Origin of the sequence: Desulfovibrio desulfuricans (assembly GCF_024460775.1) — a bacterium.
Classification (GTDB): Bacteria; Desulfobacterota; Desulfovibrionia; order Desulfovibrionales; family Desulfovibrionaceae; genus Desulfovibrio; species Desulfovibrio desulfuricans_E.
Map to the genome: position 1 here is coordinate 15,232 of NZ_JANFYZ010000022.1, position 12,647 is coordinate 27,878.

Sequence of the window (12,647 nt, forward strand, 5' to 3'; positions counted from 1 at the left end):
TCATTCGTTTATTTCCATTTCCTCCTTTCTCACTGCGGGTTTGCGCCTTTTTTACTCGCGGCGATACGCAATACCAACTTTTTTTTGGCGATTCGTTGACAAGGCCGACAAAGCGTGTTTCCATGTTTTTCATGGGCCGCGTACCGGTAATACGTTTTACTGGGCGTAAGCGCGGGAAGATTGTTTTTTTTGAGAGGGTGTTTCATGTCTAAGTCCATCTATGTCGGGAACCTTCCTTGGTCTGCCACTGAAGAACAGGTACAGGATCTTTTTGCCGAATACGGCAGCGTTCTGTCTGTGAAACTTGTTAGCGACAGGGATACCGGCCGTGCCCGCGGCTTTGGCTTTGTGGAAATGGAAGACGGCGAAGCCGACTCCGCCATTGAAGCTTTGGACAACTTCAGCTTTGGCGGTCGCACGCTGCGCGTGAACGAAGCCAAACCCAGAGCCCCGCGCCAGCCCCGCTACTAGGGCGCTGTAACGGACAAAGACACGCCCCAATTGGGGCGTTTTTTGTTGCGCGCACCTCTTAAGGGTCGCCCAAGGGCGCTCCTGCACATTCTAGCGTGGCGGGGCGGTTCGACAGATATTGTCTGCCGAAAGCCCCGTCACAGCATTTTTGTCTTCTGCCGTCCGCCAGATGTTCATTGTTCCATGCCGCAAGGTGGCCGCTGGCCCTCCTTCACGCTCCACATCCCAAGCGCTCTCTCCATTACTCTCTCCTGATGCCGCAAATCTCATTGGTTGGAGCAACTCGCTTCGACACTGCCTGCTGTGCTCTTTCCACGTATGTGCCCTTCCCCACTCCTGCACATAACTCCTGCGCCCTGCTTCCTCATGCTGCCAAGACTTCGCTCTACTCAACTCTGAGAAACAGCTGGGCACTCCCGCATCAGCCTTTGCTTGCCTCCTCGTAAAAACCAGACTGCATTGCTATGCAATAAGGCAAGGGCATTGCAGCCCTCCTGAGCCCCTTGCCTGCAAAACTGAAGCTCGACACGCCCTCCAATTGCTAGCTGTGACGGAAGAAAGCCCACAGGCCTCAAAATCCGCTACTATTGCATGTCTCTTTTTTTCTACTGAACCTGCACACTCCAGCTACATATATTGCACACAATCCTGATCCCTGAATTGTTTATATGTACAGAAATGTTTGTTTCAACAAAAAAATTTATTCATAATTTATTTTTATGAATATTAATGACTATAAAAAATAATTATTGCATGAGTAAGGCTATTAATTGTAGTGTATTGATAATTTCAATAGCCAGTTTTATGTTAAATTTAGCTTATTTAAATTGTATAAACAATCAATGAAATATTTCACATACATCATTTACACATACTAATTCTGATTTATTCACAAAGTACAATACGCTCATTGATTGAACAGTTTCTATTGATTGCAAACATAATTCGCACAACAGGGAAACAACGCAGGCACGGCACTGTCGGTAAAAATACAATCATACCGCAGGGACGCATCCGGGACGGATTATGCCAAACACCCGCTTTGACCTCACGCATCCCCCTTTTGATCTGCTTACCCTGGCAGAGGCATCTGCCTTGTCGGCCACTGCCGATATTCTGTTTTTCAACAATGATCAGGAAATTCTTGCCTCGGGAAGTGATGTTGATGTGCTCTATCTGGTCATGAAGGGGCTTGTTCGTGAAATGTCGGGCGAGGAAATTGTGGGGGCATACCGCGAGCACGAGGCCTTTGATTGTCGCGCTCTGGCCACAGGCAGAACGCGGCACAGGTTTGTGGCGCATGAAGAAGTGCTGCTTTGCGTGTTCCCTGGGCGGGAGGTGCTGGTCCTGACGGAAAAGAACTCGCTTTTCGGCGCGTACTTTTTTGCAACCGTGTCCGACAAGCTGGGCCAGCTTGCCCAAAGCCGCGACCGCCGCGAATGGCAGAGCCTTTTTGCGGTCAAGATCAGCGATGCTGGTTTTAGGCCGCCCATATTTGCCGAAGCAACGGATACCATTGCCCACGCCGCGCAGCGCATGAAGAAAAGCCGGAGACGATCCATCTTTGTGCGCGATGGTTCCAGTACCGGGATTTTCACCACGGGCGATTTTTGCGACATCGTGGCCAACGCGGTTTCCAACCAGACCCCACTCCGGGCCTGCGCCCAGTTTTCCCTGCTGAGCTGCGAAAAGGACGACTACCTTTTCAATGCACTGCTTCTCATGACCCGCCACAACATCCACCGCATTGTGGTGACGGACAAGGGGCAGCCTGTGGGCGTTCTGGCCATGATCGACCTGCTTTCCTATTTTTCCAACCATTCCCTGTCGATCGCGCGGCAGCTCGAGGCGGCCACCACCTTGGCCGACCTGCACAGCGCCATGCGGGACATGGAAGCCCTGGTAACAACCCTCGTTACCCAGGGCATAAAAACGCCCCAGCTCGCGCGCCTTGTGCAGGTGCTCAACGCGCAGCTCATGGCCCGCCTCTGGCAGTTGACGGCTACGCCCGCCGTATTTGCCGGAAGCGCCCTGCTTGCCCTTGGCTCCGAAGGCCGGGGAGAGCAGATACTGAAAACCGACCAAGACAACGCGCTGATCCTTGCGGAAGGCCTGGACGAAAAGGAGGTGGTACACTCTGCAAACAGCTTTACGGAGCGCATGCTCAACCTTGGCTATCCGCCCTGCCCCGGCGACATGATGGTGAACCAGCCGCTCTGGCGGCACACGGTGCGCGAATGGGGACAGACCTTGCGCCAGTGGGCGGATTCCACGCAGGGCGAGGGGCTTATGCATCTGGCAATTTTTCTGGATGCGGAAACAGTCTCCGGCCCGGCCTCCTGGCTTGAGGCCTGCCGCAAGGCCTTGCGCTCGGCCCTGCACGATGATGCGGCATGGTTTGCGCGCATGGCCCTGCCCATTGAACAGTTCCCCACCCGAACAGGCGAAAGCGGCTTTTGGCGGCAACTGCTGAACCGCGAGAAAAACGCCCTGCTCGACATCAAGAAAGCGGGCATATTCCCCATTGTCCACGGCGCCCGCGTTCTGGCTCTGGAGGCGGGCATTGATGCCACCAACACCTTTGACCGACTGGAGGCCCTCACATCACGCAGTATTATTGAGAAATCACAGGCAGATGATCTGGCCGAATCTCTGGCCTTTCTGATGCGCCTGCGGCTGGACGCAGGCCTTGAAATGCTGCGCAAGGGGAACCCCCTGAGCAACGAGATTGATACGGCCACCCTATCCACTCTGGACAAGGACCTGTTGCAGGACGCCCTCCAGGTGGTCAAGCGCTTCAAGCGCATGATCGGCCAGCGGTACGGGCTGGACAGGTTCTGAAATGCAAAACTCATGGATACAGGCCGTGGCGCGCCGCTGGCGCATGCGCGGCCTGCGGGAACCCTACCGTTCCCTGCTGGATCAGGATGACGGCCTGCTTGTGAGCATTGATTGCGAAACAACCTCGCTCAATGTGAAGGAAGCTGAGCTTTTATCCATCGCCGCCGTCTGCATAGACGGCAGGCGTCTTTGCACCAGAGACGCCTTTTACGCGCTGATAACGCCGCAACATGCCCCTGACGGGCAGAATGTGCGCGTGCACGGGTTGCGCCCGTGTGATTTCAGCACGGGTCTGCCGCTTCAGGATGTGTTGTCGGCTTTTCTTCAGTTTGTCAGAGGCAGAACACTGGTGGGCTATTATCTGCAATACGACCTTGCAGTGTTGAACAAAAACTTGAGGCCACTGATGGGGGCAGCATTGCCAAACAGTCGCATAGAGGTTTCGGGCCGCTATTACGACTGGCGATTTGCGCAATATCCTGGCGCCTACATTGATCTGCGATGGGAAACGATGATCAGAAATCTTCGCCTTCCCACGCTGCCAAGGCACGATGCCATGAACGACGCCATAACAGCCGCCATGATGTATCTGGCGCTGCAATCGCGCGGATACGGCGCACACAGGCTCCCATAACGTCCAATGTCTGCGCAAAAGACATTGCGGACAAAAGTATGCGAGGAGGGAACAATGGCCTCAGAACTGACGCAACGAATTGAAAAGAATGCGCAATACCAGCACTTGATCAAGACGCGCAACGCCCTTGGCTGGCGACTCACGCTTGTGGTTTTTGCCGCGTATTACGGTTTTATTCTGGTTGTCGCCTTTGACAAACAGCTCTTTGCCACGCCTCTTGCAGCCGGAATGACAACAACCTGGGGCATTCCCCTTGGCATCGGCATCATTCTGCTGACCGTTGTGCTTACGGCGGTCTACGTTCGCAAGGCCAACAGCGAATTTGACCCTGCGCTCAAGCAGATTCTTGAAAAAGAGGTGCAGTCATGAGGGGAATAAGCGCTTGCACATCCTCCCATAGGCTCAGGCAACAAAAATCCGCTCCGACTGTCAGCGCTGCAACATTCTGCACGGCGCTTTTTATCGCTTTTCTGCCCGGTCAGACTCTGGCGGCGGGCGTCATAGAAGAAACGCAAAAGCAGAACACCGACTGGACAGCCATCATCATGTTCACCATTTTTGTCGGTGCATCGCTGTGGATAACCAAGTGGGCCGCCAAGCGCACACGCTCCGCTGCGGATTTTTACACGGCAGGCGGCGGCATCACGGGTTTTCAGAACGGCCTTGCCATCGCGGGCGACTTTATGTCGGCGGCCTCCTTTCTGGGCATTTCAGCCGCAGTCATGGCAACGGGCTTTGACGGTCTGATATACGCCATCGGCTTTCAGGTGGGCTGGCCGCTCATAACATTCATGCTGGCGGAGCGTCTGCGCAATCTTGGGCGCTTCACCTTTGCCGATGTGGTGGCCTACAGGCTCCAGCAGGTGCCTGTGCGCATATTTGCCGCATCGGGCACCCTTGTCGTGGTGCTGTTCTATCTTATCGCCCAGATGGTGGGCGCGGGGCAGCTCATCAAGCTGCTCTTCGGGCTTGATTACCACTATGCGGTGGTTATCGTGGGCCTGCTCATGATGGCCTATGTGCTTTTTGGCGGCATGACGGCAACCACGTGGGTGCAGATCATCAAGGCCTGCCTGCTGCTCGGCGGGGCCTCGTTCATGGCTTTTATGGTTATGGCCCAGTATGGTTTCAGCCCCGAAAAACTTTTCACCGCCGCTGTGGGCATCAAAAAAAGCGCGGCCATCATGGGGCCGGGCGGCTTTGTCAAAGACCCCGTTTCGGCCATTTCGCTCGGCATTGCCCTCATGTTCGGCACCGCCGGGCTGCCGCATATCCTGATGCGCTTTTTTACCGTGCCGGATGCCAGGGAAGCCAGAAAAAGCGTGCTCTGGGCAACCACATGGATCGGCTATTTCTACATTCTGACCTTCATCATCGGCTTCGGGGCCATAGTGTTTGTGAGCACCAATCCCGAATTCCTCGATGCAAACGGCATTTTACGCGGGGGCAGCAACATGGCTGCCGTGCATCTGGCCAACGCCATTGGCGGCAATATCTTTCTTGGCTTTATGTCGGCGGTGGCCTTTGCCACCATTCTGGCAGTAGTGGCGGGGCTGACGCTTTCCGGCGCGTCTGCCGTGGCGCACGACCTCTACGCCTCCGCCCTCAAAAAGGGCAAGGCCAGCTCCAGCGAGGAGCTTAAAATCTCCAAGCTGACAACCGTGGCCCTCGGCATCATCGCCATGTTTCTTGGCATCGTGTTTGAAAAACAGAACGTGGCCTTCATGGTGTCGCTGGCCTTTGCCATTGCGGCCTCGGCCAACTTTCCGGCCCTGATCCTCTCGGTATTGTGGAAGGGCTGCACCACCAGAGGGGCTGTTGCCGGGGGCTTTGCGGGCCTGCTGGCCGCGCTGGTCATGACCATGCTCTCGGATGCCGTGTGGGTGGCAACCCTGGGCAATCCGCCCGGCTCCGCGCCCTTTCCGTATTCCTCCCCGGCCATCTTTTCCATGCCCCTGGCCTTTTTGTGCATCTGGGTAGTGTCCATATGCGATCAGTCCCCGCAGGCGCAGAAGGAACGGGAGGCTTTTGCCGACCAGAAAATCCGGTCTGAGACCGGCCTTGGAGCTTTCAAACCCACGGCGCATTAAGACGACAAACGCGCTACGCCCCTATACCAAGGCCGTGCAGCAATGCCTGACATGGGGCAGCGTTTGCCTTGCAGACAAACCACCAAACAGCCTGCCCGCCCGGAAACAGATATTTTTCGGGCGGGCAGGCTCAACGAATTTGTAAACAACCTCCACAAAAGCAACACGGCATTGCAGGGCATCTTATTTTGCGGCGCGCGACTGCGTATGCCAACGCATTCCGGTTGCGGCGCTTTTCTTTGCGGGCTTGCCTTGCCGACTGCTGCAAATTTTGCCATGATGTTCATGACGCTTCTGCCGGTTTTTTTGGCCCTTATACCCTTGTCCGGCGCAACAATCCTTTGAGGAGGGCATCCATGCTTACCCCCAACCAGTGTGTGCTTTACAGCGGCGGCGCCGCAGGAACAGAGCAGTTCTTCGGCGCTTTGGCCGAAAGCTGGGGTATGGAAGAAGTAAACTACAGCTTTGAAGGTCACCAGATCGAACGTACGCGCGGCGTGCGGGTGCTCACCTCTGAAGAACTGGCCCTCAAGGATGTCAGCCTGACCTACGTTTCACGCCTCATGAGCCGCGAATACACGCGCGCACCCCTTTTCCGCAAAGTCTTGCAGTCCATCTGCTGGCAGGTCAGCAGCGGCGAGCAGATCATCGTTATCGGCGCAGTCCAGCCTGACGGCACCGTCAAGGGCGGCACCGGGTGGGGAGCGGAATTCGCCAAGATATGCAACAAGCCCCTGCTTGTTTTTGATCAGCCAAAGAATGCCTGGTTTTTCTGGAACAAGGACAACTGGACCCAGACAACCGAACCCATGATCACCCATGCCCATTTTGCCGCCACCGGCACACGTTTTCTTGAAGACAATGGCCGTATCGCCATTCAAGACCTGTTTGCGCGTTCTTTTTCACGCTAAAGCAGAATACTATTGTCAATGCGCTAGAAAGATAATCCGCTTCTGCTGCAACGGCCCCTGGTTCGCAAACGGCCCGGGGGCCGTGCTTGCGGCATGTACCCCACCTGCCGCAGGCAGCGCCTCAGCCCATAGTACCGGAGAATTCATGAGCCGTCAGTTTACCCCCGCAGAGCAGGCAGTGCTGCGCATCGTGCAGGACAATCTGCCTGATTCGCTCACGCCTTACGCCGATATTGCCGAAAAGGCAGGAATGACAGAAGCCCAGGTGCTTGAGCTGCTTGGTTCGCTCAAGGAATCCGGGGCAATCCGCCGTTTTGGAGCCAGCATCAAACACCAGAAAACCGGCTGGACGCACAACGCCATGGTGGCATGGAAGATCGCCCCCGATCTGGTGGAACAGTGCGGCACGCAGGCCTCCCTGCACGACCATATCTCCCATGTCTACTACCGCCCCAGTTCCGCGCCCGACTGGCCGTATGAACTCTACACCATGATTCATGGCCGTAGCGAAGCCGAGTGTCTTGGCGTGGTGGAAGACCTCAAGCGCGATACCCTGCTGCGCGAGCATGCCGTGCTGCGCAGCCTCAAGGAACTGAAAAAAATTTCCATGACCTATTTTGCCTGATACAAGGAGCCTTTGATGGATACCACTTCTCGGCAGCTTTTTGAAAAGGCCTGCGCGGTTATTCCCGGCGGCGTCAACAGCCCTGTGCGCGCCTGCCACAACGTGGACAGCCAGCCCCTGTTCATAGCTGAAGCTCACGGCTGCCGGATTACCGATGTGGACGGCCACGAGTATGTCGACTTTGTACTCTCCTGGGGTCCCATGATCCTTGGGCATGACGAACCTTCCGTCACCCGGGCCGTGTGCGAGGCCGCCAAACGCGGCACCAGCTACGGCGCTCCATGCCCGGCAGAAGTAACCCTGGCCGAAGAAGTGGTTGCCGCCATGCCCAGCCTTGAAATGGTGCGCATGGTCAACTCCGGCACAGAGGCCACCATGAGCGCCCTGCGCCTGGCCCGCGCCGCCACCAAGAGGGACAAGGTGCTCAAGTTTGTGGGCTGCTACCACGGCCACGCCGACCCCTTCCTCGCCGCCGCCGGTTCGGGCCTTGCCACGTTCTCCATTCCCGGCACTCCCGGCGTGCCCGCAGCCGTTGTGGCCGACACCCTGCTTGCTCCTTACAACGACCTTGATGCCGTCAAGGCTATCTTTGAGCAGCATGGAGCGAGCATCGCCGCCATCATCGTGGAGCCTGTGGCCGCCAACATGGGCCTTGTGCTGCCCAAGCCCGGCTTTCTTGAAGGCCTGCGCGCCGTCTGCGACCAGTACGGCAGCCTGCTCATTTTTGACGAAGTCATCACCGGTTTTCGCGCGGCCTTTGGCGGCGCGCAGGCCCGCTTCAGCATAGATCCCGACCTCACCACCTTTGGCAAGATCATTGGCGGCGGTCTGCCCGTGGGTGCCTTTGGCGGCAAGCGCCGTTACATGGAACTCATCGCGCCCAGAGGCGGCGTATATCAGGCGGGCACGCTTTCGGGCAATCCGCTGGCAATGGCTGCCGGCATAGCCACCCTGCGCTACCTCAAAACCGCCGACTACGCGGCGCTTGAAAAGCGCACCCATGCCTTTGCCATGGAACTGCGCGACATTCTGGCATCCAAGGGCGTGCCGATTCAGATGCCCACCCTTGCTTCCATGTTCTGCCCCTATTTCAGCGAGCAGGAAGTCACGGATTTTGCCACCGCCACGCTGTGTGATCAGGCGCTTTTCACCACGTTCTACAAGCAGATGCGCGCTCACGGCATCTACCTTGCGCCTTCCGGCTACGAGACGGGCATGGTCTCCTTTGTCCACACGGACGAGGATTTCAACAAGGCTCTGGACGCTGCCCGCAAGGTCATTTTTTAAGTCGAACCAGCACGAAGGGAACCTCGCATGCGGGGTTCCCTTCTTTATTTTTTCCACGCAGCGGCATCCGCCGTATCCCCGTTGCCGCGCGGCACCAGACATGCCGCCGAGGGAGACCCCTTGCACAGTCCCCGCCGAATCACCGCACTTGCCTGCTATGCGCTCAGCCAGTCGGCCCTGCCTCTGGCGCAGCGTCTGGCGGATTGCCTTGCGGTCACCCCGTGGGGCCTGCCCGGTCAACTCCAGTATCCCGCACGTCCGGCCCAGCCATCAGAACACCCAGCCCACGGCAAGCCATCCGGTCTGTCCCGCGTGGAAATTTTCGCCCCATCACGGTTTTGCCCTGCGGGGGTTACACCCTTTGAAAAAATCGGCTCCCTGCTGGCGGCAACCTATAAAAATTTTGCGGCGCATGCCTTCATCGGTGCAACGGGCATAGCCGTGCGCGCGCTTGCCCCCTTGCTTGCGCACAAGAGTACCGATGCCCCTGTGGTCGTAATTGACCCTGCGGGGCAGCACGTCATAAGCCTGCTCTCCGGCCACTGGGGCGGAGCCAACGAGCTGGCCAGCCATGTGGCCCATCTGCTCGGCGCAACGGCGGTTATCACAACCGCTTCGGATACTGCCGCCCCGGTCACTCCCGGCGCAGACGACGCGCAGCCCCGCAAGGCCGCTCCTGCGCTGGATATGCTCCTGCGCAACGCGGGGCTGCTGCCCGTGGACTGGAACCGCCTGCCCGCAGCGCAGGCTGCCATGATTGAAGGAGAAAGCCTGAATCTTTGGGATCCCTGCCATGCCGTGCCGGATCATCCCCAGTTGCAGCGCCTGCCCGCAGGTGAGGCCGATGCCACGCCGCCAGAACACCGGGGCCCCCTGGTTGCGGCGCACTGGCGCGGGCTTGCACCGAGCCCCGCAATCTTGCGTGTGGCTGTTCCCCGGCTGGTGATAGGTCTGGGCTGCCGCAAAAACGCGCCCGGCGATATGGTGGAAACCGCCACGCGCAAGCTGCTGGCGGCCCAAGGGCTTGAGCCTCTGGCTGTGGCTGCGCTGGCGACCGTGAAAGAAAAATTACAGGAGCCCGCCCTGCTGGCCCTTGCCGAGCGGCTTGGCGTTCCCTTGCACGGCTTTGAAGCCGCCGACCTTGCGCGCTGCCCCACGCCCAATCCCTCTGCAGCGGCGGGCAGGCGCTTTAGCCAGCCGCCTTTCAGCGTGTGTGAAGCCGCAGCCCTGCTGGCGGCAGCGCAGATTTTTCCGGCGGGCGCGCCCCGTCTGCTCCTCCCCAAAACTATCGAGCAAGGCCAGTTGACTCTGGCCTTAGCCATCTCGGACAGGATTGAACGATGAACCCAGCCAGTCTGCATGTTGTCGGCCTCGGCCCCGGCGATGCCGCATGTCTTACCCCTCAGGCCCGCACGGCCATAGCAAATGCATCCTGCGTGGCTGGCTACAGCCTCTACATGGAACTGGTGCCGCCGGAGCTGCTGGCAGGCAAGCAGTGCATCAGCACCGGCATGCGGCACGAGGAAGAACGCTGCGCTGCAGCGGTGGACGCAGCCCTGTCAGGCCAGCCTACGGCCCTTGTCTGTTCTGGCGACCCCGGCATCTATGCACTGGCGGGTCTGGCCCTCGAGATTCTGGAAAGCCGGGGCCTTGTGGGCAGCGTGCCCTTCAATGTTGTGCCCGGCGTTCCGGCGGTGTGCGCGGCGGCAGCCCTGCTGGGCGCTCCCCTGATGCACGATTTTGCCTGCATCAGCCTGAGCGACCTGCTCACGCCGTGGGAAACCATTGAACGCAGGCTCCGTGCAGCCCTTGAGGCCGATTTTGTCTGCGCCATCTATAATCCCCGTTCCAAGGGGCGGCCCCATCATCTGGAACAGGCTCTTGAAATTGCCCGGCAATTCCGCGCGCCGCACTGCCCTGTAGGGCTTGTGCGCAAGGCCTTTCGCCCCGGCGAGGAGGCCCGCGTGCTCCGCCTTGACCAGTTCGACCCGGAACAGGTCGACATGCTCTCCATACTTATTATCGGCAATGCAGAAAGCCGGGCTTTGGGGAACTTTATGCTCACCCCCAGAGGTTACGCGCGCAAAAAGACTTCCAATCTCGGCAACTTATCAAAATAGTTGGAATGTCATTTTTCCATAGTCATTGACTTACCGTAATGAGGGCCGTAAAATCACACCAATTTGTTCTCATCTGCCGCACAAAAGGAGGTCTGCCGTGAAGAAAGTTCTGGTTCTTACCTGTATCATGGTGTTTGCCCTGGCCCTGCCCGCGCTTGCAGCGCCCGCCGCCCCGGACAAACCGCTGGAATTCAAGGGTTCCCAAAAGACCGTTATGTTCCCGCACGCAGTGCATGCCAAGGTTGAGTGCGTTACCTGTCACCATAAGGTGGACGGCAAGGAAAGCTTTGCCAAGTGCGGCAGCGCCGGTTGCCACGATGACCTCGCAGGCAAGCAGGGCGAAAAGAGCCTGTACTATGTTGTGCACACCAAGAAAGAGCTCAAGCACACCAACTGCATCGGCTGCCACTCCAAGGTTGTGGAAGAAAAGCCCGAACTCAAGAAAGATCTGACCGCCTGCGCCAAGTCCAAGTGCCATCCGTAGGTCTGGTTGGCTGTCTTGCTTCGAAAGCCGCCTCCGGGCGGCTTTTTTGTTGGCTTGCCGACCTTGCCACTGATGACAACAGTTCCTGACTGTTTCCCGGCCAGACTTTTTTTGCAAAATCGCGGCAGAAGGCAATTCTGGCGCAAAGAGTTTTGTCCTATTTGCGTCTTTTGCCATAAACTGATACGAAAATCTGTCGTTTTTGCAGTATGAAACGATGTATTTTGCATGACTCCGGCCTTTGGCCGCTGCACATAACCCCATGAGGTGGCGCATGGTTGCCAAGAACACCGCTGAAACCGATGACCAGATCATCGATCTCACAGAACTGATCGAAAAAGGCGAAGTTCCGGCAAACGATCCGTCCGAGCAGCCCCAGGCCGTTGCCGCCCCCGAGGCGGAAGCGGATCAGAAAGCGCTGAACGCGCACCTGCGCGGCCTCAACGATGGTTCAAGTGCTGCGGATGCAGAAATTGACGATCTGCTCGCCCAGATGGATATCAAGGACGAAGGCCAGAGCGACCCCAATGACGTGGCGCTGGACTTCTCTGCTCCGTCAACGCAGACCGATCATCCCATTGACCCCAATGAACAGTTGCTCATGCCGGGCATGGGCGATGTGGACAATCTGCTGAACGCCCTTGATATCCCCCCGCAGCCAGCGGAAAGGGAACCGGAAGTGGCCGCACCTGCCAGCGCAAGTCAGGCCACAAGTCAGGCCGCTGACGATGCCGTGGACGCCCTGCTGAACGATTTTCACGCCGCAGCGCCCGCGCCGCAAGCGCCTGCTGAGCCGCAGGAGAGTATCCCTGATCTGGACGAACTGCTGGCATCTGTGAATACCGCCCCGACCACAGGAAACTCCAGCGATATTGATGACCTGCTCAATGCTGCCAACCTCGCACCGGCACAGCCGGAACCTGCGGCGGCACCTTCCGTTGCGCCCGCTGCGCAAAGCCCGGCCTTTTCCAACGATGATCTCGACAGCCTTCTGGCTGCTGTGGCAGGCGGTGCGGCCCCGAGCCCTGCGCAGGCCGCCTCCCCGGCGCCCCAGGCTGACGCTCCTGCTCCGGCACCTGCACCTGCAGCAGCGCCTGCAGCAGCACCCGCTGCCAGCCCAGACATGGGGGTGGATATCGACAGCCTGCTGGCTGCCGCCGCTGATGATTTGCAGAGCAAGCTTG

General features: G+C 58.1%; 11 protein-coding genes and 1 pseudogene. All 12 read left to right on the top strand.

Annotated elements, in window-relative coordinates; all coding sequences use genetic code 11:
• Nucleotides 1-204 precede the first annotated feature (204 nt).
• Nucleotides 205-471 carry an RNA-binding regulator gene (gene rbp, locus NE637_RS14810; RefSeq protein WP_022659825.1) on the top strand — a complete coding sequence of 89 codons (267 nt, stop codon included), beginning with the start codon at nt 205-207 and terminating at the stop codon, nt 469-471.
• 1,026 nt (nt 472-1,497) lie between these two features.
• Nucleotides 1,498-3,312, top strand: a complete 1,815-nt coding sequence (locus NE637_RS14815; protein ID WP_227119453.1) for a putative nucleotidyltransferase substrate binding domain-containing protein — start codon at nt 1,498-1,500, stop codon at nt 3,310-3,312.
• A gap of 1 nt (nt 3,313) precedes the next feature.
• Nucleotides 3,314-3,946 (top strand): 3'-5' exonuclease, encoded by a 633-nt coding sequence (locus tag NE637_RS14820; protein WP_215648432.1) that lies wholly within the window; start codon nt 3,314-3,316, stop codon nt 3,944-3,946.
• A 54-nt stretch (nt 3,947-4,000) separates the two neighbouring features.
• Nucleotides 4,001-4,315 (top strand): DUF485 domain-containing protein, encoded by a 315-nt coding sequence (locus tag NE637_RS14825; protein ID WP_215648430.1) that lies wholly within the window; start codon nt 4,001-4,003, stop codon nt 4,313-4,315.
• Nucleotides 4,312-6,036: a cation acetate symporter gene (locus tag NE637_RS14830; protein WP_227119452.1), complete on the top strand. Its 1,725-nt coding sequence runs from the start codon at nt 4,312-4,314 to the stop codon at nt 6,034-6,036. The genes NE637_RS14825 and NE637_RS14830 overlap by 4 nt, the downstream gene beginning before the upstream one ends.
• Nucleotides 6,037-6,392: 356 nt before the next feature.
• Nucleotides 6,393-6,947, top strand: coding sequence for a hypothetical protein (locus NE637_RS14835; protein ID WP_227119451.1), 555 nt, complete (start codon nt 6,393-6,395; stop codon nt 6,945-6,947).
• A 145-nt stretch (nt 6,948-7,092) separates the two neighbouring features.
• Nucleotides 7,093-7,572: a siroheme decarboxylase subunit beta gene (ahbB, locus tag NE637_RS14840; RefSeq protein WP_192112791.1), complete on the top strand. Its 480-nt coding sequence runs from the start codon at nt 7,093-7,095 to the stop codon at nt 7,570-7,572.
• A 15-nt stretch (nt 7,573-7,587) separates the two neighbouring features.
• Nucleotides 7,588-8,859, top strand: a complete 1,272-nt coding sequence (hemL, locus tag NE637_RS14845) for a glutamate-1-semialdehyde 2,1-aminomutase (protein ID WP_215648424.1) — start codon at nt 7,588-7,590, stop codon at nt 8,857-8,859.
• A gap of 27 nt (nt 8,860-8,886) precedes the next feature.
• Complete coding sequence (locus tag NE637_RS14850) at nt 8,887-10,203, top strand: cobalt-precorrin 5A hydrolase (RefSeq protein ID WP_227119450.1); 1,317 nt, start codon at nt 8,887-8,889, stop codon at nt 10,201-10,203.
• Nucleotides 10,200-10,979, top strand: coding sequence for a precorrin-3B C(17)-methyltransferase (gene cobJ, locus NE637_RS14855; RefSeq protein ID WP_192112788.1), 780 nt, complete (start codon nt 10,200-10,202; stop codon nt 10,977-10,979). Before NE637_RS14850 ends, cobJ begins: the two co-directional genes overlap by 4 nt.
• A 97-nt stretch (nt 10,980-11,076) precedes the next feature.
• A complete protein-coding gene (locus tag NE637_RS14860) occupies nt 11,077-11,463 on the top strand; it encodes a cytochrome c3 family protein (protein ID WP_192112787.1) in 387 nt (128 codons plus the stop codon).
• A 274-nt stretch (nt 11,464-11,737) separates the two neighbouring features.
• A pseudogene (locus NE637_RS14865) lies at nt 11,738-12,647 on the top strand (hypothetical protein); the annotation flags it as partial.